Source organism: Pseudomonas sp. M5A4_2d, from assembly GCF_053345295.1.
In genome coordinates this window covers 1-22,089 of record NZ_JBKEZW010000015.1, presented here as the reverse complement: position 1 = coordinate 22,089, position 22,089 = coordinate 1, and the positions used below count along the sequence as shown (strand labels likewise).

Below are 22,089 nucleotides of genomic sequence, written 5' to 3'. Positions count from 1 at the left end.
GATGAATCACAAAGTGGCCTTCAGTTTTGCCGACGGCAAGACTCTGTTTTTCCCGGTGGGCGCCCATGAAATCCTGTTGGACGCCGCGCTGCGCAACGGCATAAAAATCCCCCTGGATTGCCGCGAAGGCGTGTGCGGCACATGCCAGGGTCGTTGCGAGTCTGGCGATTACAGCCAGGATTATGTCGACGAAGAGGCCCTCTCCAGCCTCGACCTGCAACAGCGCAAAATGCTCAGTTGCCAGACACGGGTCAAATCCGACGCGACGTTCTACTTCGATTTTGATTCAAGCCTGTGCAACGCACCGGGCCCGGTGCAGGTGCGTGGCACGGTGAGCGAGGTGCAGCAGGTTTCGGCCAGCACGGCAATTTTGCACGTTCAGTTGGAGGCCCCGCTGGACTTCCTGCCGGGCCAATACGCCCGACTGTCGGTCCCTGGCACGGACAGCTGGCGCTCCTATTCCTTCGCCAATCGGCCGGGCAATCAATTGCAGTTCCTGGTGCGCCTGCTGCCGGACGGCGTGATGAGCAACTACCTGCGCGAGCGTTGCCAGGTCGGTGATGAAGTGCGGATGGAAGCGCCATTGGGGGCTTTCTACCTACGGCATGTCACCCAACCGCTGGTGCTGGTGGCGGGTGGCACCGGATTGTCGGCCCTGCTGGGCATGCTCGATGAACTGGCGGCTAATGGCTGCACGCAGCCCGTACACCTGTATTACGGCGTGCGCGGGGCCGAGGATTTATGCGAAGCGGTGCGCATCCACGGCTACGCCGCGAAAATCCCGAATTTTCGCTACACCGAAGTGCTCAGTGACCCGTCGCCCGAGTGGCCCGGCAACCGCGGCTACCTCACCGAGCATTTCGACCTGGCCGAATTGCGGGACAGATCGGCCGATATGTACGTGTGCGGCCCCCCGCCAATGGTCGAATCGATCCAGCAATGGCTGGCGGATCAGGCACTTGATGGCGTTCAGCTGTATTACGAAAAGTTTACGCAGAGTAATATCTGACCCCTCAGCAGTTCTGGGGGGCGGGTGCGGCGTGCAATCAACCCTGAGAAAAACAAGTAGAAGGGAATGTTAATGGCGGATGACATGGTTAACCCGGTAGGCCTCAAGCGTGGCCTGAAGAACCGGCATATTCAGCTGATCGCCTTGGGAGGGGCGATTGGCACGGGCTTGTTCCTCGGCTCGGCCGGGGTGCTCAAGTCGGCGGGGCCGTCGATGATCCTGGGTTACGCGATCGCCGGTTTCATCGCGTTCCTGATCATGCGCCAGCTCGGCGAGATGATCGTCGAAGAGCCGGTGGCCGGTTCCTTCAGCCACTTCGCCCACAAATACTGGGGCGGTTACGCAGGCTTTCTGGCGGGCTGGAACTACTGGGTACTTTACGTGCTGGTGGGCATGGCCGAACTGACGGCGGTGGGTAAGTACATCCAGTTCTGGTGGCCGGAGATTCCGACCTGGGTCAGCGCGCTGGTGTTCTTTGTCGCGGTGAACCTGATCAACACCCTGAACGTGAAGTTCTTCGGTGAAGCCGAGTTCTGGTTCGCGATCATCAAGGTGGTGGCGATTGTCGGCATGATCGTGCTCGGCTGCTACCTGCTGTTCAGCGGCACCGGCGGCCCGCAAGCCACGGTGAGCAACCTGTGGAGCCATGGCGGGTTTTTCCCGAACGGCGGCATGGGGCTGTTGATGTCCATGGCCTTCATCATGTTCTCGTTCGGCGGCCTGGAACTGGTGGGCATCACCGCCGCCGAAGCCAGCGAACCGCGCAAAGTGATCCCCAAAGCGATCAACCAGGTGGTGTACCGGATCCTGATTTTCTACGTCGGCGCGCTGACCGTGCTGCTGTCGTTGTACCCATGGGACCAACTGCTGCAAACCCTCGGCGCATCGGGCGATGCCTACAGCGGCAGCCCGTTTGTGCAGATCTTCTCGTTGATCGGTAATGACACCGCCGCGCATATCCTCAACTTCGTGGTGCTGACCGCGGCGCTGTCGGTGTACAACAGCGGCGTGTACTGCAACAGCCGCATGCTGTTCGGCCTGGCCGAGCAAGGCGATGCACCGAAATCGCTGATGAAGCTGAACAAGCAAGGCGTGCCGATTCGGGCCCTGGCGATCTCGGCGTTGGTGACCATGCTGTGTGTGGTGGTCAACTACGTCGCACCGCACAGTGCGCTGGAGCTGCTGTTCGCGCTGGTGGTTGCCTCGTTGATGATCAACTGGGCGCTGATCAGCCTCACCCACATCAAGTTCCGCAAGGCCATGGGCGAGCAAGGCGTGGTGCCGTCGTTCAAGACCTTCTGGTTCCCGTTCAGCAACTACCTGTGCCTGGCGTTCATGGTGATGATCATCAGCGTGATGCTGGCCATCCCGGGCATTCGCGAGTCGGTGTATGCGATGCCGGTGTGGGTAGGGATTATCTACATTGCCTACCGGATGCGGATCAAAAAGGGTAGCGCTGTAGTGAATGCACAGTGATCCCTGTGTGAGGGGGCTTGCTCCCGATAGCGGTATGTCAGAGACCGGATGTATTGGCTGACACACTGTCATCGGGAGCAAGCCCCCTCCCACCTTGTTGATGGCATTCCAAATGTAGAAAGCCCCGGGATTCCGGGGCTTTTTGTTTAGAGCGTGGAACGGACTCGCCACAGTTCGGGGAATAGCACCGTATCGAGCATCTTGCGCAGGTAACCCACGCCCTCGGTACCGCCGGTGCCCGGCTGGAAGCCGATAATCCGCTCCACCGTGGTGACATGTCGAAAACGCCACTGGCGGAACGAATCCTCCAGGTCGATAAACTTCTCGGCCAACTGATACAAATCCCAATACCGGCTCGGGTCGCGATACACCTCACGCCACGCCGCCTCCACCGATTCATCGTGAACCGTCGCTGCCGTCGGGTCGCGTTCGGCACGCTTGGGATCAATCGCCAAGCCTGCCTTGGCCATCAGATTGATCGCCTCGTCGTACAGCGACGGTGTGGCGATCGCCACTTTCAATTCGTTCAACAACTCCGGTCGATGAGCGTGAGGACGCAACAGCGCCGCGCTTTTATTGCCGAGGATAAATTCGATCTCACGGTACTGGAACGACTGGAACCCCGACGACTGCCCCAGGAACGGGCGAATCGCCTTGTACTCCGACGGCGTCATCGTCGCCAGCACCGCCCAGGCGTGCACCAGTTGGTCAAAGATCCGTGACACCCGCGCCAGCATCTTGAACGCCGGCGGCAACTCGCCCATCCGCACGTGTTCGCGGGCGGCCTTGAGCTCGTGCAGCATCAGTTTCATCCACAGCTCCGAGGTCTGGTGCTGGATGATAAAGAGCATTTCGTTGTGGTCCGGCGACAGCGGGTGCTGGGCGCTGAGGACTTTGCCCAGGTCCAGGTAGTCGCCGTAGCTCATGGACTCAGAAAAATTCAGCTCGGCGTTATGCCATTCTTCCGGCGGTTGGTAGTCAGCAGAGAAGGGACATTGGCTCATCGCGTAAGCTCCTTGAGCGGGCGGAGAATGGCGCGGACCGGGCTCGCGTCCAGGTTGGCAAAGCGCAGCGGCAGCGCGATCAACTCATAATCGCCCTCCGGTACGTCATCGAGCACGATGCCTTCAAGAATCGCCATGCCGTGGCGGGCCACCGCGTTGTGGGAATCCATGGTCTTGGACTGTTGCGGGTCCAGGGACGGCGTGTCGATACCGATCAGGCGCACGCCCAGGCTGGCGAGCAGCTCGATGGTTTGCGGCGCGATGGCGGTAAAGTTTGAATCCCACTCGGTCAGCGGCGCTTGTGGATAAGTGCGCAGCAGCACCCGCTCGGGCAAGTTATCCACACGGCCTTCCAACTGATGCGGCTGCACCAGCGCGCCACTGCCCAGGCAATGCAACACTCGGCACGGGCCCATGTACACATCAAGCGACACCTCGCCAATCGGCGCACCGTCCGCGCTGTAGTGCAGGGGTGCATCCACATGGGCGCCGGTGTGTGGCGAGAACGTCACGCGGCCCACATTCACCGGGCACTCCGGGCCGAACTGCCACACGCGCTCTTCCTGGAACGGCGTATCACCCGGCCAGGTCGGGGTCGCCGCGCTCAAGGGCGGGCTGATATCCCACCACGTTTTTATTGGGTTCATTTCAAGGCTCTCGGTTGTCACTGAGGTGAATGATACGAGGGCCAGACGTGCATTTTCTTGCTAATTCCAGCGCCAGGCGGGAATTCTTTCGTACTTACTGCGAGGAAAAGGCGGATTGACGCCCGAAAGTTTCGTCTGACGAAAGCAGCTCAAACACTGAAGATCCAATGTGGGAGCGGGCTTGCTCGCGAATGCAGAGTGTCAGTCACTGAATACTTAGGCTGACCCAACGCATTCGCGAGCAAGCCCGCTCCCACATGGACTGCATGGGCGTCAGAGGAATCGCATCCGCCTGCGCTTCTGGGCATCCCGATGTCGAGTTCAGACCACTGACGCAACGCCCAAGGCCTTAGGGTTCACCTTTGCATTCACTGCCTCGGAGTCATCATGTCCAAGCCCATCACCGTACTGCGCGACACCCACCCTCTGCCGGTCCTGGATGCCTGCAAATGGGAAAAACTCGAAGGCGACCCGCACACTGTCAACCTCAACGCCTACACCAGCGAAGACGGCAGCAAAATCATGGGCACCTGGATCTGCACACCGGGCAAGTGGTACGTGGAATACGTGAAGTGGGAATACTGCCATTTCCAGGAAGGCTACTGCGTGATCACGCCCGAAGGGATGGAGCCGATTCACTTGCGGGCTGGGGATATCTTTGTGGTGGAACCAGGGATGAAGGGCACGTGGGAAGTGGTCGAGACGGTGCGTAAGTATTTTGTGTTTGCGTGACCCGCAAAAACCCGGGAGCCCGCCAGCGGCAGGCTCCCGGAAAATGCCCTACTCGGGCTTGCGATAGCTGTTGATGATCGCCGAGAAATCCTTGCCCCCTTCCCCGCGCTGGCTCATCGATTGATACAACTGCTGGGCCACGGCGCCCAGAATCACCGGTTGCTTTGCCTGGCGCGCGGCTTCGGTGGCCAGGCCCAGGTCCTTGAGCATCAGGTCGGCGCCAAAACCACCGGTGTAACCACGCGAGGATGGCGCGGTTTCGATCACGCCCGGCCATGGGTTGTAAGTGTCGGAACTCCAGCAACGCCCGGTCGAGCTGTTGATGATCCCGGCCAGCACCTGGGTGTCGATACCCAGCGCATCGCCCAACGCCATGGCTTCACTGACGCCGACCATGCTGATGCCCAGCAGCAGGTTGTTGCAGATCTTGGCGATCTGGCCGGTGCCAACGTCACCACAATGCACGATGTTACGGCCCATCTGCGCCAGCACCGGTTGCAGGGTGGCGAACAGTTCTGGCGTGGCGCCGACCATGAAAGTCAGGGTGCCCGCACTGGCGCCGCCGGTGCCGCCGGAGACGGGGGCGTCGGCAACGGCTACACCTTGCTTCGCCGCCGCAGCCGCTACATCACGGATGGTTTGCGGGTCGATGGTGCTGCAATCCACTGCCGGTACGCCCTTGCCGATCCCGGCGAGCACGCCGTCTTCATTCAGCCACACACTGCGCACGTGGGCAGCGGCGGGCAGCATGGTAATCACCAATTCGGCGCCGTTAGCCGCATCACGCGGGGAATCGCTGACAGTGCCGCCGAGTTCGGCCAGCTCTTTGAGAACCGTCTGGTTCAGGTCGAACAGGTTCAGCACGTGGCCGGCCTTGATCAGGTTGCGGGCCATGGGCGCGCCCATGTTGCCCAAGCCGATAAATGCAATCTTCATGGTCGTCTCCCGAAATCAGCGCAGGTTGATGGTGGTGTTGACGCCATCGTTGACCGTGTCGTCGTCGAACCAGCGGCTCGTGACAGTTTTGGTCTGGGTGTAGAACTGCACCACTTGCTTGCCGTACGGGCCGAGGTCGCCGAGCTTGGAGCCCCGCGAACCGGTAAAGCTGAAGAATGGCACCGGCACGGGGATCGGGATGTTGATGCCGACCTGGCCTACATCGATTTCACTCTGGAACTTACGCGCCGCTGCACCGCTTTGGGTGAACAGGCCGGTGCCGTTGCCGAATGGGTTGGCGTTGACCAGCGCGATGGCTTCATCGAGGGTCGCAACTTCGAGCACTACCAGCACCGGGCCGAAGATTTCCTGGGTGTAGATCTGCATATCGGTGGTCACGCCCGAAAACAGGGTCGGGCCGACGAAGTTGCCTTGCTCGAAGCCCGGTACCTTGATGTCGCGGCCGTCCAGCTCCAGCTTGGCGCCTTCTTTCACGCCGCTTTCGATCAGCTCCAGGATGCGTGCCTTGGCGCGCTTGGAAATCACTGGGCCGACATCGGTGCCGGCTTCGCTGCCGGCATTCACTTTGAGCTTTTGCGCCAGCGCTTTCAGATCAGGCAGCCATTGCTTGGCCGCGCCGACCAGCACCACTACGGACGTGGCCATGCAACGCTGGCCCGCTGCGCCGAAACCGGCGCCGACCAGCGCATTCAAGGTGTGTTCGCGGTTGGCGTCCGGCAGCACCACGGCGTGGTTCTTGGCGCCCATCATCGATTGCACGCGCTTGCCGTGTTTACCGGCCAAGTCGTAGACGTGCGTGCCAACGGCAGTCGAGCCGACGAAGGACACGGCCTTGATGTCTTTATGGGTGCACAGCGCATCCACCACGTCCTTGCCGCCGTGCACCACATTGAGCACGCCAGCCGGTACCCCGGCTTCCAGCGCCAGCTCCACCAGCAACATAGTCGACAGCGGGTCTTGCTCGGACGGTTTGAGCACGAAGGTGTTACCGCAGGCAATCGCCATCGGGAACATCCACAGCGGAATCATCGCCGGGAAGTTGAACGGGGTAATGCCGGCGCACACGCCGATCGGCTGGCGCAGGGTGTAGGTGTCGACGCCACCGGCGACGTTTTCAGCGAATTCGCCCATCTGCAACGTGCCGATGGAGCACGCGTGCTCGACCACTTCCAGGCCACGGAAAATATCGCCTTCGGCATCGGCAATGGTCTTACCCTGCTCGGCGCTGAGGACGACGGCAATGCGTTTGGAATGTTCACGGATCAGGGCTTGCAGCTTGAGCATGATGCGCATGCGCGCGCCAATAGGCGTCAGCTTCCAGGTCTGGAAGGCGCTGTGGGCGGCGTCGATGGCAGCGTTGACTTCATCGGCGGTGGCGAACGGGACTTTGGCCAGCACTTGCTGGGTGGCCGGGTTAACGATGTCTTGCCAATGGGTGGTCTTGGACTCGACCCATTCACCATTGATCAGCAACTTGACCTGTTGCACGGAAATATCGGCAGAAGCGTTCATGTGGTCTCCAATCTTGTAGTTATGCAGAGACAAGGCGCGTGAATCGCCTTGGAAATGAGGCGTTCGGACTGTTTTTGGAGTATAGATGTGCAAATCTCTAATAAGAACGCACATAAAAGCCGGTCCAATATGCAAAAAAACATCACGTCATTGGGCTCCCTGAACTGGGATGACCTGAAGTTTTTCCTCGAAGTGGCCCGCACCCGCAAGGCCAGCGTGGCCGCCAAGCGCCTGGCGGTGGACTACACCACCGTGTCGCGGCGCATCAGTTCTTTGGAAGTGTCGCTCGGCACCTTGCTGTTCGAAAAATCCCGGACCAACGGCTTTGTCCTTACCGCCGAGGGCCAGCGTTTGCTGGGTTACGCGGAGTCCATCGAAAGCACCTTGCACATGGCTTGCGAGCAGGTGTCCGGCTCCGGCGTGGCACTGTCCGGCCATGTGCGCATGGGCTGTACCGAGGGTTTCGGCAGCTTTTTCGTTACCCCGCAGCTCAGCCACTTCGTCGACACGTACCCCGCGATCTCCGTCGACATCCTGCCCCTGCCCCACTTCATCAGCCTGTCCAAGCGCGAAGCCGACATCGTCATCGCTCTGGAACGCCCGGAACACGGGCCGTATGTGTGCTGCAAACTGTGCGATTACAAACTGCAGCTCTACGCGACCCAGGACTACCTCGACCAACACCCGCCCATCCACCGCCCGGCAGACTTGGCCGAGCATCCATTTATCAGCTATGTGGATGATTTGGCGTTCAGTTCGGAGCTGCTGTACCTGGCGAACGTGGTGCCCGGCGCCAGCGCCAGCCTGCGCAGTACCAGCGTGATTGCACAGTACGTGGCGGCGCAGCAAGGCAGGTCGATGGCGATATTGCCGTGCTTTCTGGCGGCGCAGGACCCGCGGTTGTTGCCGGTGCTGGGGGAGGAGATTGCGATTACGCGGCAGTTTTGGATGTATTGCCGGGAGGATTTGCGCAAGTTGAAGCGGATTACGTTGTTGTGGGATTACATCAGGGAAGTGACGGAGCAGAATCAGGGGTTGTTGATGGGGGAGACGCGGGAGATCAAGTTTGCGGATTAAAGGGCCATTAACGACGACTCGCTTTAAATCGCAGGACGTTTCCTAGAGACTCTCCACCCTATTGCGCCTTACTGTTTGGGTCACTAGCCTCCCCTGGTCGCTGCACATCAGCGATCGGGTTTAGCGATCCGGGTTTCAGGCGTGTCACTGCCCCCAACAGTATTAGCTGGCTCTCGTCAGCTTTTAGCGTTTTATGGCGGCTGTGTGCGGGAGACTTTCGAGTCTACCCGGGATGCGCTCTGGCCCGGATCGCTAACCTGCACACAGCTGCCACCCTCTTCATGTTTAGCGATGTGATGTGGCGGCTCTACTTCAGCAGAGAGCAATCGTCATGAGCAAAATCGTCCCCGATCCACCGCTTTCCTCCATCACCACCCTCGGCGTCGTCACCTTCGGCGATTACGGCGAAAACCAAAAACCCCTGTTCCGAGTCAATTCCGGTATGCCGATTGAGCAAGCCCTGGAACACGCCTCCACCCTGCTTTTTTACTCCAAGAAACTCGCCATGGAAGCCGCCATGGATGTGCGCGGCGAGCAATACGCGTGGGCTGCGCATTACCTGTGTGAGATGGGCAAGGCCGTGGTGGATGACTTGACGCAGGCGATGACGCCGGGCAGTTAAGCGAACACTGTAGCGAGCACGCTGCAAAAACAAATGTGGGGCTTGCTCGCGAATGCGGTGGGTCAGCCAATAAATATGTGGCTGAACGACCGCCATCGCGGGCAAGCCCGGATCCCATATTTGAACTGCGAAGGGCGCGGAATTCTGGTCAGACACAGATCAGTGTGGGAGCTGGCTTGCCTGCGATGGCAGTGGGTCAGGCAGTTTATCTGCTGCTGATACACCGCTTTCGCGAGCAAGCCCGCTCCCACATTTTTGAGCTGTGACGGGGGCAGAATTCTGGTCAGACACAGATAAGTGTGGGAGCTGGCTTGCCTGCGATGGTGGAGGGTCAGTCAGCTTATCTGCTGCTGATACACCGCCATCGCGGGCAAGCCCGGCTCCCACATTTGTACTGCGAACGGCGCGGAATTCTGGTCAGACACAGATAAGTGTGGGAGCTGGCTTGCCTGCGATGGCGGTGGGTCAGTCAGCTTATCTGCTGCTGATACACCGCTTTCGCGAGCAAGCCCGCTCCCACATTTTTGAGCTGTGGTGGGTGCAGAACTTTGGGCAGAAACAGATAAGTGTGGGAGCTGGCTTGCCTGCGATGGTGGAGGGTCAGTCAGCTTATCTGCTGCTGATACACCGCTTTCGCGAGCAAGCCCGCTCCCACATTTTTGAGCTGTGGCGGGTGCAGAACTTTGATCAGACACAGATAAGTGTGGGAGCTGGCTTGCATGCGATGGTGGCGGGTCAGTCAGCTTATTCGCTACTGATACACCGCTTTCGCGAGCAAGCCCGCTCCCACATTTTTGAGCTGTGGTGGGTGCAGAACTTTGATCAGACACAGATAAGTGTGGGAGCTGGCTTGCCTGCGATGGCAGTGGGTCAGGCAGCTTATCTGCTGCTGATTCACCGCTTTCGCGAGCAAGCCCGCTCCCACATTTTTGAGCTGTGACGGGCGCAGAACTGTGGTCAGACACAGATAAGTGTGGGAGCTGGCGTGCCTGCGATGGCGGAGGGTCAGTCAGCTTATTCGCTGCTGATACACCGCTTTCGCGAGCAAGCCCGCTCCCACATTTTTGAGCTGTGGTGGGTGCAGAACTTTGGTCATGCACAAATAAGTGTGGGAGCTGGCAAGCCAGCTCCCACATTTGACCGCATTGCAGCATTGGAACGGGTTAAGCGGTTAGTCCGCGATCACCACAATCGACACTCGACGATTCTCCGTGCGCCCCGCCACCGTGGTGTTAGACGCCACCGGTTCGCTGCTGCCCAAGCCGCGCAGCTTAATGTTTTCTTCCTTCATGCCCACACCCGTCAGCACTTTGCCCACGCTTTTGGCGCGGCGCAGGGACAGTTGCTGGTTGTAGCTCTCTTTGCCCGAGGCGTCGGTGTGGCCGTCGACGCGCACGCGTTCGATGCCCGCGCCCACCAGGGCCTTGCCGATACGTTCGACGATGTCGGTGCTGGCTTTGTTGAGGCTTTCCACGTCGCTGCCGAACAGCACTTTGCCCGAGAGCCCGAACGCCCAGCCTTCGTCGGTGAGTTCGAAACCTTGCTGTTTGAGCACTGCGACTTGCGCCGGTGTCAGGCCTTTGGGTGGGGCTGTCTGGCAGCCGCCGAGGGCAAGGAAGGCCACCAGTAAAGTGATAAACATAAAACGCGCGTTCGAGAACAAGGGATCAACTCCTGTGGTTAACATTTGCGGCGGTGGGCTCCGATTCCGCCGTTTGCTGGCCGCCCTGGGATAAGCGTTTGGCCTGGTACATCGCCGCATCAGCGGCATTGAGCAAGGTGCCGGGAGTGGCGCCATGATCGGGATAAACGGCAATGCCGATACTGAGGGAGGTCACAACCTGGGTGTTGCCGGGCAGTGGGATCGGCTTGTCCATGCTGGCAATGATCTTGTCGGCGATACGCTGGGCGTCCTCCACCTTGTGCAAGGGCGCGAGCAGGATCGCGAATTCATCGCCGCCCAGGCGCGCCACCAAGTCATCTTCACGCAATTGCGCGCGCACGCGCTCGGCAACGGCCACCAACACGGCATCACCGGCGGCGTGGCCGAAGTTGTCATTAATGTCTTTGAAACGGTCGCTGTCGAGGAACAGTACGGCGACTCGCTCATTGATCTTGGCGGCGCTGCGCAGGGCGCGGATCAGCCGGCCTTCGAAAAACGCGCGATTGGGCAGCCCCGTCAGGCTGTCGTGGCTGGCCTGGTGGGCGAGTGTTTCGTTTTCGCTTTGCAGGTGGCTTTGCCAGGCTTCCATCTCGCCGAGCAGGGCATTGAAGTCACTGCCCAGGCTGTCGAGCTCGGCGATCTGCGCCGGGGGTACGCGCCGGTCGAAATCGCGCTCGCTGCGGGCGGCGTGGGCTACGGCGGCAAGGCTTTGCAACGGTTTGGTGATGCCCAGCAACAGGCGCCGCGCCAAGTACAACGCTACCCAGGCGCTGAGGGCCGTGCAAATCACGATGCCGGCCAGGCCGCTGAGCAGGAAGCGCAACAGGCTGCCGCCATGGCCGACCACGTGAATGCTGCCGACCGTTTGCCCTTGACGCAAAATCGGCTGGCTGATGGGCTGTTCGAGCAAAGCATGCGCCAGCGCCAGTTCGACCTGGGACAACATGCCTGTTTCCGGCCGTGACCATTGGGCCAACAGCTTGCCGTTGGCATCGAACACTTCGGCCTGGGCCACTTCCTCGGTGGAGGCGATGAGGCTGAGGGCTTCGGTGGCGGCGGCACTGTCGTTGAACACCACCGCGGCTTCCACGGTGTAGTTGATGGAGCGCGCGATCAGGTGCAGGTTGTGATCGGCATACACGCGCAGCGCCAACACGCCGAGCAGGGTCAGGGACACGCTGGCCAGGGTCACCGCTACCAGCGCCAGAATCAGATGCCCTCGGCCGATGACTGAACGCAGGGTGGGCCGCGCTTTATGAGCCCTCATGGCACCGTCGCTCGACGGCGGGACAACTGCAACACGCTGGGGTGGATGCGCACGCCACTGCGGGCAACGGAATCCAGGTTGACCTCGAACGACACCTGCTGATCACCCACGCGCAGGCAGAACAGGCTGCCCACAGTGCATTGGTCGCCACCTTCGCTGATGCTGAGCACCGGGTGACCAATCAATGAGGTAAACAGCCGGGTGCGCTCATCGGCGCTGAGTTTGCCGATGTACACGGCGTCGCACGCACTGACAATATCGGGGTGATCGGCCAGCAGGCGCTGCACCACAACCGGACGGCCGGTCGCCTGGGTCGTGCCCTTGACCAGGTCGTCGGTGTATTGGGTCGGCCCGACAATGCACAGGCGCAATTGCGCAGGCTCTACGGGCCAGCGTGCATAACTGAGAATACCGAGCACCACCTGAGTCACCGCCTGGGCGCGTTGGTCCGCCGGGCTGGGTGCCTGGGCAAATGCTCGCGGCGCGAGCACGCACACAAGCGCCACCAGTAACATGCGTCTCCAGCTCAAACTGCGCTCTGTGGGCGAGACAGCCACGTTCATGCAGCAATTCTCTTCAGGTATTTTTTCAAGGTGATGCCGCAACGATAGCACAGCGGCGCAAAGCCCCGGGAAAGCGTGCTTTCGCGAGGCCTGCTATTTTTTCAGAAAAATCAGACGATCGAATCAGAAATATTTCATGACCGATCAGTCAGTTTTTTTATCCGCAGCGTCCAGCTCCAACATCAAACCACTCAGGCGCTTGACCTTGCGGCGCACGGCTTCCTCAAAGACGCCCCCCCGCGGCTCGATCAGGCTGAACCACCGTTTGGCACGGGTGATGCCGGTGTAGATCAGCTCTTTGGTCAGCACCGGGTTCAGCGCGTCCGGCAGGATCAACGCGGTGTGGGTGAACTCCGAGCCCTGGGATTTGTGCACGGTCATGGCGTACACGGTTTCCACATCGTTCAGACGGCTGGGCAGTACAAAGCGCACACCGCCTTGGCCATCGTTGCGTGGGAAGGCTACGCGCAATACCTGTGGGCCATCGTCGCTTTCGGGCAGTTTGAGCGCGATGCCGATGTCGCCGTTCATCAGGCCCAGGCCGTAATCGTTGCGGGTCATGAGCACCGGGCGGCCTTCGTACCATTGGTCGTCACCTTCGATCAGTCGCACTTTGCGCAAGGCGGCGGTGATGCGCAGGTTCAGCCCTTCCACGCCCCAAGGGCCTTTGCGCACGGCGCAGAGCAGTTGGAAGGCGTCGAACGCTTGCAGCAGCTGTTGCGCCCAGTGCGTCCAGGCGGCGTCTTCGCGCGGGGTGTCGAGGGCCGGGCGCGCGCTTTGCAGCAGGTTGAGGTAATAGCGATAACCTTGGGCGTCGTCGCCCTGCCCGTCCAGCACCAGCCGCTCCAGGGCGTGGTCGTGTTCGCCCTTGAGGCTGAGGCAGAAGAGGTCGCTGTGGCTGCGAGCGGCCAGCAGTTTGCGCGCCTCTTCGGCGTTTTGCTGGTTGACCCAACGCGCCAGTTGGCCGATACCGCTGCCTTCGCCAAAACGTCGCGAGTAGCGCAGCATCACCACTTGCTGAGCCAGCGGATGGCTGCCGTCGAGGTCTTCGTGGAGGCCGCTGGTGGTGAGGTCTTCGCCGCTCACGGCTTGCAGCCATTGGCGTGTGTCGGGGCTGTACCAACCGGCTTCGGCGTCGCGGCACAAATCGCCGAGCACGGCGCCGGCCTCCACCGAGGCAAGTTGGTCCTTGTCGCCCAGCAACACCAAGCGGGCGTGGGGCGGTAAGGCGTCCAGCAGGTTGGCCATCATTTCCAGGTCGATCATCGAGGCTTCGTCCACCACCAGCACGTCCAGAGGCAACGGGTTGCCAATGTGATGACGGAAGTGCCGCGTGCCCGGGCGACTGCCGAGCAGGCGGTGAACCGTGGTGACCTGGGTCGGGATTTTTTCCCGCACGCTGTCAGGCACGTTCAGCGACAGCACTTGCTGGCTGATGGATTCGGTGAGGCGTGCGGCGGCTTTACCGGTGGGCGCGGCGAGGCGGATGCGCAACGGGCTGCCGGCTTCCACAGCGGGGGCCTGCAACAGGGCGAGCAGGCGCACCACGGTGGTGGTTTTACCAGTGCCGGGGCCGCCGGTGACGATGCTGAATGCGCCGCGAGTGGCCAGGGCGCAGGCGAGTTTTTGCCAGTCGATGACGCCGTCGGGTGGCGGTTGGTCAAACAGACGGTTCAGGCGCTGGGGCAAATCGGCGGCGACGTTTTCCGCGGTCGCCAGGCGCAGGCGCAGCGCCGTGTCGATACGCCGCTCGTAAGTCCAGTAACGGCGCAGGTACAGACGTTTGCCAGACAGCACCAATGGCCGGCTTTGAGCGGCTTCGCTGCCATCAACCGCCAGGGCGACCAGGTGACTGGCGGCCAACGCTTGGCACCAATGCGCACCGTCGAGGCCGGTGAGCAGTTGCGACGGCAACAGCATGGCACCGGTTTGCACGTCGCCTTCGGGTGGCAGTGACAACGCAAAGTCCGGCGCCTTGAGGGTTTCGAACAGGTCGAGGCACACGTGGCCATGGCCCAATTGATGGCTGGTCAATGCCGCAGCCAGCAGCACCAACGGATCGGCTTGCGCGTCGAGTTCGTGGAGGAAGCCGACGAAGGCTTTGTCCAAGGCGCGCAGCCAGCCTCGGTCGACCCAACGTTCCAGCAGTTGCAGCAAGTCGGCAGCGCGGCTGAGCGGCAGCAGTTCCTCAAGCGGTAACGGCGACAGGCTCATAGCAGCACTCCTTGTTCCCAGGCAGGTTCGACTTTGGGCGGTATGGGTTTGCCCTGGAACAGCAGGTCCAAGCCTTCGATCAGTTCACGTGGTGGCCGGGTGAAACACGCGCCTTGGCTGGCCGCCTGAGTGCCGCGCAGGAACAGGTAAAGCGCACCGCCGACGTGACGGTCGTAGTCGTAATCCGGCAGGCGTGCCTTGAGCTGGCGGTGCAGAGCCAGCAGGTAAAGTACATATTGCAGGTCGTACCGATGCTCGAGGATCGACTGTTCCATCGCGTCTTGGGTGTAGGCCGAATCGTCGGGGCCGAGCCAGTTGGATTTGTAGTCGGCCACGTAATAGCGGCCGTCGTGTTCGAAGGTCAGGTCGATAAAGCCCTTGAACATGCCGTTGAGCAACACCGGTTCGGCGGCGACCCGGGACACGCCGTTGTGGGTGTGCTGGCATACCAACCTGTCGAGGGCGAGCACGTCGACCTTGTGGCTGGCGAACCAGAACTCCATTTCAATCTGGTACTGCTGCAGGCTGCTCAGGGTGACGTGGTCGTTATCCACAGGCAGCGGGGTTTGCAGCAGATGGCCGAGCCAACCGCTGAGGGTGACGATCCAACCTTCCCAATTGCGCCGGTTGCAGCGCGCGCCCACGGCTTTTTCGATGGCCTCGGGTGTCACGTTGAAGCCCTCCTCACCCGCCCATTCCAACAGGCCGTGGAGGAAAGTCCCCGGGTTGGGGCCACGTGGGAAACGGTGAATGTCACCGCCGGACGCCGCCACTTCGCGCGGAGCATCAGGGTCGAGGCGTTCGTCATCGAACAGCTTCTGGGCCTGTGGGTTTTCCGGCGCTTCGAGGGGGGCGGCGCTCATGCTGTCGCCAATACGCAAGGCACTGTAGGAGGCGATCCACCAGTTCTCGGCAGCCTTGCGCTTGGGCAGCAAGGGCGCGAGCAAGGTGGCTTCGTTGCGCGGCGGGTGGAACAGGATGTCTAGCGCGTCGGGCACGTGGGCGTAGTGGATGGCTGCGCAGCCTTCCTGCAAGTCCAGCAGCCAGCGCGCCAGGCCGGCGGATTCGCCGAGCGATGCGCCGGCGCCGAGCAGATAACCCAGCGCTGACAGGTGCAAGACGGAGCTGTTGGTATGGCCCCGCTTAAGGTCGGCAACGCCGAGCCAGCAGGCGTGTTTGGCGCGGGTCAGTGCCACGTAGAACAAGCGCAGGTCTTCGGCCAGGCGCTCATCGTCGGCCTGAGCTATCAACTCGGCGCTGGGCCGCAGGCTGACGTGGGATTTGCCGTGTTCGTCGTGGTAATGCAGCGGCAATCGGCTGCCGTCCACCGGTTTGGCCGAGCAGATAAAGGGCAAAAACACCACGTCGTATTCCAGGCCTTTGGACTTGTGAATGGTGACCACTTTGACCAGTTGCTCATCGCTTTCCAGGCGCAGGATCTGTTCCTCACCGGCCTGACCAGACAGCGCCAAGTGTTCGGCCAAATGGCGGATCAGCGCTTGTTCGCCGTCCAGTTCCGACGCGGCCTGTTGCAGCAGTTCGCTGAGATGCAGCAGGTTGGTCAGCACACGTTCGCCATCGCTGCGGGCGATCAGGGTTTGCGGCAGTTTGAAATCGTGGAGCAGGCGCCGCAGCATCGGCAGCACGCCTTGGGTGCGCCAGATTGCACGGTAGCCACGGAACTGCATCACGCGGGTTTCCCACGCCAGTTCGTCCTGATTCAGACGTTCCAGTTCCGGCAATGAGAGGTTCAAGGTGACGCAGGCCAGGGCGGCGCGCAGCGGGCGCTCGACGTCCGGTTCCGCGCAGGCCTTGAGCCAGGCCAGCAGGTCATGGGCTTCCTGGGCGGCGAAGACGGAGTCTTTGTCGGACAGGTACACGCTGCGCACGCCACGGGCGGCCAACTCGGCGCGCACGGCTTGGGCTTCCTTGCCATCGCGCACCAGGATGGCGATGTCTGACGGGAGTACGCCTTTGAAACTGCCATCCTCTTGTAGGAAACCGGCAGTGCGTTGCTGTCCGCCATTGAGTAACGCGACGATTTGCGTGGCGCAGGCGGCAGCCAGTTGCTGGCGATACACCGCGTTGGAAATCGGCTGGTCGGTGGGCAGGTGCCAGAGGTTCATCGCCGGCAGCGTTTGACCATCGACCTGCAGTTGCTCTTTACGGCCTTGGGACAACACCGAGTGGAACGGCACCGGGTTGTCGCCATTCGGCTCGCGGAACAGGAACGCACCACGGCCGGTTTCCGCGCGTTGGAACACGTGGTTCACCGCCTCGACCATCGCATGGCTGGAGCGGAAGTTGGTGCCCAGGGTGTGATGGCGGCCAGCGGTGGACTGGCGGGCGCGCAAGTAGGTGTAGATGTCGGCACCGCGGAAAGCGTAGATCGCCTGCTTGGGGTCACCAATCAGGAACAGGCCACTGTCGAGGTGGTTTTCTTCGATGCGGTAGATGCTGTCGAAGATGCTGTATTGCACCGGGTCGGTGTCCTGGAATTCATCGATCAGCGCCACGGGGAACTGCTCGCGGATCACACTGGCCAGACGCTCGCCGCCTTCGGCTTGCAGGGCGGCGTTGAGGCGAATCAGCATGTCGTCGAAGCCCATTTCGGCGCGACGGCGTTTTTCTTCTTCGAAACGTTTACCCACCCAGCCGGCGGCGTGTTGCAACACCGCAGCGTCGGGCGTTGGCAAGGCATCGAGGCTGGCTTTGAGACTGGCCATGGCGTCAATGCCAGGGTGACGCGGCGATTCGCCCTTCCAGGCTTCGGCCATGCCGTCGGGCGTGAGGCGGGTGAAGCCGGTGCCGATGTCCAACTGCTCAAGGGTTTCGTCAGCGGCCCAGGCACTGATCTTTTCGAACCAGGGCTCGAAGTAACGCGCTTGCATCTTGCGGCCGTCAACGGCTTTGGCGGCCACGGCCTGCAGGCAGATATCACGCAGCTCGGCGGCCCATTGTTGCCAGGGTGCCTTGAGGGTGACCAACGCTTCGCGGCGCTCTTGCAGGCAAGCGTTGATCAGCTCGGCTGGCTCGCGGGTTTCGTCAGTAGGCCGTTCGCTGCCGAACAGCGCACGCACGCGCGGCATCAGCGCGGCGGGGCCGCTCCAGTTTTTGCGTACCCAATTGAGTGCGTCGTCATGCATCGGGTAGCAGAACAGCCGCCAGTAGTCGCGTAGCACTTCGCCGAGCAGGTCGCTGTGGTCGGTTTCCAGGGTCTGGGTGAACAGGCTGCCGCTGTCGAACGCGTGTTCGCGCAGCATGCGCTGGCACCAACTGTGGATGGTCGAGACGGCGGCTTCATCCATCCATTGGGCGGCGATGTCCAGACGGTTGGCGCAGGCAGGCCATTGCTCGGGGCGGTATTGATCGCGCAGGTCGGCGATCAGGGCGTCAGGCTGGTCGATTTCGTCGCGGAAAAAACGCGCCGCTTCGGCGAGGCGGATACGGATGCGCTCGCGCAGCTCTTTGGTGGCCGCGTCGGTGAAGGTCACCACAAGGATTTGCGGTGGCAGCAGTTCGCGACCGAAGCCGGACTCATCACCCCCATGGCCAAGCACCAGGCGCAAATACAGGGCGGAAATGGTAAAGGTCTTGCCGGTGCCGGCGCTGGCTTCAATCAGCTGGCTGCCTTTTAGCGGGAAGGCCAGGGCTAAAGGTTTGCCGATCATGCGCTGGCCTCCTCACGGGTGAGCGATCGCCAGGGGGCGTTGAGCAGCGGGCGATACAGGGTTTCGCACCAACCTTCGAATTCTTCGCTGGCTACCAGGGTGGCGTAGTCGGGGAACTGGCGGGTGAGCGCCGGGGTTTCTCGTCGTTCGCCATCGGTGGTCAGGCCGTCGCCTTCGTAGGCTTTGCTCGCGGCGGCCTGGGCCTTGACGGGGTCGGTTTGGCCGAGCCAGGCAAAGGCGGTTTTCACGGCCACGGGGAGCGGTTTTCGCATGCCGGTGTGCCAGGCCAGCAGTAGGTTGCCGAGGATTTCCTGAGCATTGGATGTATCCAGTGGGCCCAGTAACAAGGTGTCGTCACTCGCGACCAAGCCGGTGCTGAGTGGCAGGCCGCAGGCGCAGGCAACGACGTGATTGACCCATGGGCGAATCAGGCGATGCCACTTGCGGGTCTTGATTGAGCCGGTGCTGTTGGGAATGGTGGTCACACTTAACAACCCGCCATCACTGCGCCCATGCAGGCCACTGATCCAGCCTTCCAGCTGCAGACCTTGGTGCTCAAAACTGATCGGCTCGGCGGTTGTTTGTGGAGTAGGCCACAGCGCCAGTAAGTGTTGATAACGCTGCAGCAAATCGGGCAATGGCTCGATCAGTTCGTTACGCAGGCACTCGCCAAAACCGACCATTGGCAACAGGCCACTGCCTTGCAGGCGCAGCGCCTGGGCGTGTAGGGCCTGATCCACGTGATCGGGCTGGGTCAGCGCGGCGTTCAGCAGGCTGTCGCTGAGGCTGTAGCGTTGCAGCGCGTCGAGGACGAAGGGCTCTTCATCCGCCAGAGGCACTTCAGCGGCTTCGAAGAACACTTTCAGACGCTGGCTGAAGAAATGTTTGACTGGGTTGCGTAGGAAATCCTGCAACTGGCCAAGGCTCAAGGGTTCTTCTTGTTGGTGTGGCGCCAGTTCGTGTTCTTGTGTGGGGACATCGGACGCTTCGTGGAGCAACTGCCACTCACGTGCGTAGCTGAACAGTGGGTCGCCGGCATGGAAGTAGCGTGCGCTGAACGGTTGGAGTGGGTGCTCTTGGGTCATCGCTTCCAGCAGCGGTTCTTCTGCTTGTGCGTTGTGCCATCCGCTGGCGAGATGGTCGCGCAGTTGGCCAATCAGTACGGAGGCCGGGCGGTCGCTGTTGTCACGGATGCTGCGGCCGACCCAACTGATATACAGCTGGTCGCGGGCTGACAGCAGGGCTTCGAGCAGCAGGTAGCGGTCGTCTTCACGGCGTGAACGGTCGCCGGGGCGGTAGTCGCTGCCCATCAGGTCGAAGTCCAACGGCGGTTGGGCGCGCGGGTAGTCGCCGTCGTTCATACCCAACAGGCAGACAAGCTTGAACGGGATGGCGCGCATGGGCATCAGTGTGCAGAAATTGACAGCGCCTGCGAGGAAGCGTTGGGACAGGCGGCCTTGGTCCAGACCGGCCAGCCAGGCTTCGCGGACTACGGTGAGAGGTAACTCGTCTTGCAGGCCGACGGACTCGCAGGTCTCTAGCCAAGTCTCTCTGAGTTGTTCGAGTTGGCCGAGGAGGTAGTCGTCATGTTCACTGCTGGGCAGGAAGAATAACTGCATCAGGCGCTGCAGGCGCGCGCCCCACTCTGTTGGAGGCGCTGGTTGGGACAAGGCTTGATGCGCGTCATTCAATGCATCCAGCAAGGCGACCAGCGGGCCAATCAATGCGGCATCGAGACCACCGATTTCATCATAGGGCTCGATACCATCGCAGGCCGCGCCGGTGCCGACGGCATAGCCCAACAACATGCGGCGCAAGCCGAATCGCCAACTGTTTTGCTCCAGCTCGTTTGGCAAGCCCAGGCCGGCACGTTGCTCGGCGTTAAGGCCCCAACGGATGCCGGCGCCTTCGATCCAGCGGTGCAGTGTGGGCAGGTCGCGCTCCTTGATCGCGAAACGTTCGCGCAACGCAGGAACGTCGAGCAGATCGAGAATTTCGCTCACCGGGAAGCGGCTGTCCGGGAGTTTCAACAAGTGTTCGACGGCGATCAGCAGAGGGTCGCGGCCGCGCTGGCCCTGGTCGGTAAGGGTGAAGGGGATAAAGCGTGGGTCAGTTCTTTCCAGTTGGCCGAACACGGCGCGAATATGCGGTGCGTAGCTGTCAACGTCGGGGACCATGACGATGATGTCGCGCGGGCGCAGCGTAGGGTCGGCACTGAAGCGTTGGAGCAGTTGGTCGTGGAGAATTTCCACTTCGCGTTGGGCGCTGTGGGCAATGTGGAAGCGGATGGAGCTGTCGTTATTGAGGTCGACGCCGGGCCACAGCTCACGCGTTTCGTTGAGTGGGCGCAGTTCGAGAATGTCATCCTGCAACTGGTTGAGCAGCGTGGTCGGTTCGCTTTCGCTGAACAGGTCGATGCGCCCGTCACGGAAGGCGGCGCGGTAGCTGTTGGGGTCGTCGTAACTATCCAGCAGGCTGATGTAGTCCCGGCCCTGTTTGCCCCAAGCGGCGAGCAGCGGGTGCGCGTGCTGGTGCAGGGTTTGCGGGTCGATGGTGACCGGCATTCCGACTTTGCGCGCTTGGCGTTTGTACTCGTTACGCAGCAGGTCTTTGTCCGCGACGATGTCAGACCAATGGTGGCGGCAAGGGTTGTGTACACACAGCAAGACTTGGCTGAATCTCGCCAGGCCAGCGAGCGCTTCCAGCGCCTGTGCGGGCAAAGAGGAAATGCCGAAAACAATCACTCGGGACGGCAGGCCTTGGGGGGCTTTTTCGAGGGTGTTGATCCGTTCAATGAAACGCTGATGAACACCGGCGCGGCTTTCAGCCATGCCCTCTTCACCTACATCCAGTAGCAGTGCACGCCATAACTCTGCTTGCCAGCAGTTCGCTGGGTTTAGTGGCTTGGACTCGCCTCGACCGTTGCGCAGTTGGTGACGGCCGGCGGCCCAGTCTTCCAGCCAGTCGGCGCGGTAGACCTGGTACTGGTCGAACAAGTCGGCCAATCGCTCTGCGAGTTGATAGCGTTTGCGCAGGTCAGTGTCGTGGGTGAGGAAACGCTGCAGCGGCTCGAAATGCGCTTGATCGATGAGCTCTGGTAGAAGGCGCATCAGGCGCCAGGTCAGTGGGGCTTTATCAAGCAGAGACTTGAGCGGGATTTCATCCTTACCCAGGACCATGCGATAGAGCTGCCACATAAAGCTGCCGGGAAGTTGCACGTCGATAGCGGCGGCGATGCCGCAGCCGCCCATATCATCTTCTTCGGGGTCTTCGGCCAAAGCCAACTTGAGCCATTGGGCAATGCCGTTGCTTTGGACCAGCGCGATTTCGTTTTCCAGGGGGGCCAGCGGATAACGACGCATCCAGCTGACGACCAGGCTGCGCAGTTCGTCCAGACGGTTGCCGTGAACCACCATAAATCCAGCGCTGAGAGACGTCGCATCCGGCATAACGGCTTCCTTGGGAAAAGCAAAATCGAGGCATGGACTTTAGCACTGTAGGCGGCCGCAATAAGCCCCTTTGCACTTTTCGACCGCCCAAAACAAAACCCCTGTCTGCGTTAGCAAACAGGGGTTTTGGAATTTAATCTTGACGATGACCTACTCTCACATGGGGAAACCCCACACTACCATCGGCGATGCATCGTTTCACTGCTGAGTTCGGGATGGGATCAGG

General features: G+C 61.2%; 16 protein-coding genes and 1 rRNA gene. 6 read left to right on the top strand and 11 right to left on the bottom strand.

Going from position 1 to position 22,089, the window contains the following annotated elements:
- Position 1: 1 nt before the first annotated feature.
- Positions 2 to 1,009 carry an anthranilate 1,2-dioxygenase electron transfer component AntC gene (antC, locus tag ACLBW8_RS26710; RefSeq protein ID WP_447806732.1) on the top strand — a complete coding sequence of 336 codons (1,008 nt, stop codon included), beginning with the start codon at positions 2 to 4 and terminating at the stop codon, positions 1,007 to 1,009.
- A gap of 72 nt (positions 1,010 to 1,081) precedes the next feature.
- The gene (locus ACLBW8_RS26705; RefSeq protein WP_078827307.1) at positions 1,082 to 2,485 is read left to right on the top strand and encodes an amino acid permease; all 1,404 of its coding nucleotides are present in this window, start codon (positions 1,082 to 1,084) and stop codon (positions 2,483 to 2,485) included.
- A gap of 146 nt (positions 2,486 to 2,631) precedes the next feature.
- Here the strand turns inward: ACLBW8_RS26705 and kynA are convergent, their stop codons facing one another.
- Both kynA and kynB read right to left on the bottom strand, forming a co-directional pair.
- A complete protein-coding gene (kynA, locus tag ACLBW8_RS26700; RefSeq protein ID WP_064454131.1) occupies positions 2,632 to 3,489 on the bottom strand; it encodes a tryptophan 2,3-dioxygenase in 858 nt (285 codons plus the stop codon).
- Complete coding sequence (gene kynB / locus ACLBW8_RS26695) at positions 3,486 to 4,136, bottom strand: arylformamidase (protein WP_064454132.1); 651 nt, start codon at positions 4,134 to 4,136, stop codon at positions 3,486 to 3,488. The genes kynA and kynB overlap by 4 nt, the downstream gene beginning before the upstream one ends.
- A 387-nt stretch (positions 4,137 to 4,523) precedes the next feature.
- On the opposite strand from kynB, the gene ACLBW8_RS26690 reads away from it, so the two are divergent.
- Positions 4,524 to 4,868, top strand: coding sequence for a cupin domain-containing protein (locus ACLBW8_RS26690; RefSeq protein ID WP_003230905.1), 345 nt, complete (start codon positions 4,524 to 4,526; stop codon positions 4,866 to 4,868).
- A 48-nt stretch (positions 4,869 to 4,916) separates the two neighbouring features.
- On the opposite strand, the gene mmsB is transcribed toward ACLBW8_RS26690, so the two are convergent.
- Positions 4,917 to 5,804: a 3-hydroxyisobutyrate dehydrogenase gene (gene mmsB, locus ACLBW8_RS26685; protein ID WP_447806731.1), complete on the bottom strand. Its 888-nt coding sequence runs from the start codon at positions 5,802 to 5,804 to the stop codon at positions 4,917 to 4,919.
- 15 nt (positions 5,805 to 5,819) lie between these two features.
- Complete coding sequence (locus ACLBW8_RS26680; protein WP_221295643.1) at positions 5,820 to 7,337, bottom strand: CoA-acylating methylmalonate-semialdehyde dehydrogenase; 1,518 nt, start codon at positions 7,335 to 7,337, stop codon at positions 5,820 to 5,822.
- A 129-nt stretch (positions 7,338 to 7,466) separates the two neighbouring features.
- Between ACLBW8_RS26680 and ACLBW8_RS26675 the strand changes: the two genes are divergently transcribed.
- The 3 genes from ACLBW8_RS26675 (at position 7,467) to ACLBW8_RS26665 (ending at position 9,976) form a co-directional block, all read left to right on the top strand.
- On the top strand, positions 7,467 to 8,414 hold the full coding sequence (locus ACLBW8_RS26675) for a LysR family transcriptional regulator (protein ID WP_053257982.1): 948 nt from the start codon (positions 7,467 to 7,469) through the stop codon (positions 8,412 to 8,414).
- 331 nt (positions 8,415 to 8,745) lie between these two features.
- Positions 8,746 to 9,036, top strand: coding sequence for a DUF3077 domain-containing protein (locus ACLBW8_RS26670; protein ID WP_064454136.1), 291 nt, complete (start codon positions 8,746 to 8,748; stop codon positions 9,034 to 9,036).
- Between the two features lie 454 nt (positions 9,037 to 9,490).
- Positions 9,491 to 9,976, top strand: a complete 486-nt coding sequence (locus ACLBW8_RS26665; protein ID WP_447806730.1) for a hypothetical protein — start codon at positions 9,491 to 9,493, stop codon at positions 9,974 to 9,976.
- Positions 9,977 to 10,207: 231 nt separating this feature from the next.
- Here the strand turns inward: ACLBW8_RS26665 and ACLBW8_RS26660 are convergent, their stop codons facing one another.
- The 7 genes from ACLBW8_RS26660 to rrf all read right to left on the bottom strand — a co-directional run.
- Positions 10,208 to 10,699: an OmpA family protein gene (locus tag ACLBW8_RS26660; RefSeq protein WP_064454141.1), complete on the bottom strand. Its 492-nt coding sequence runs from the start codon at positions 10,697 to 10,699 to the stop codon at positions 10,208 to 10,210.
- 4 nt (positions 10,700 to 10,703) lie between these two features.
- On the bottom strand, positions 10,704 to 11,966 hold the full coding sequence (locus ACLBW8_RS26655) for a diguanylate cyclase domain-containing protein (protein ID WP_064454142.1): 1,263 nt from the start codon (positions 11,964 to 11,966) through the stop codon (positions 10,704 to 10,706).
- Complete coding sequence (locus ACLBW8_RS26650) at positions 11,963 to 12,529, bottom strand: YfiR family protein (protein WP_064454143.1); 567 nt, start codon at positions 12,527 to 12,529, stop codon at positions 11,963 to 11,965. Before ACLBW8_RS26650 ends, ACLBW8_RS26655 begins: the two co-directional genes overlap by 4 nt.
- Positions 12,530 to 12,673: 144 nt before the next feature.
- Entirely contained in the window at positions 12,674 to 14,743 is a 2,070-nt protein-coding gene (gene recD / locus ACLBW8_RS26645) for an exodeoxyribonuclease V subunit alpha (protein WP_447806729.1), read from the bottom strand.
- A complete protein-coding gene (gene recB, locus ACLBW8_RS26640; protein WP_447806728.1) occupies positions 14,740 to 18,414 on the bottom strand; it encodes an exodeoxyribonuclease V subunit beta in 3,675 nt (1,224 codons plus the stop codon). The genes recD and recB overlap by 4 nt, the downstream gene beginning before the upstream one ends.
- Positions 18,411 to 21,863, bottom strand: a complete 3,453-nt coding sequence (gene recC, locus ACLBW8_RS26635) for an exodeoxyribonuclease V subunit gamma (protein WP_447806727.1) — start codon at positions 21,861 to 21,863, stop codon at positions 18,411 to 18,413. The genes recB and recC overlap by 4 nt, the downstream gene beginning before the upstream one ends.
- Positions 21,864 to 22,000: 137 nt before the next feature.
- Positions 22,001 to 22,089, bottom strand: a 5S ribosomal RNA gene (gene rrf, locus ACLBW8_RS26630); the annotation flags it as partial.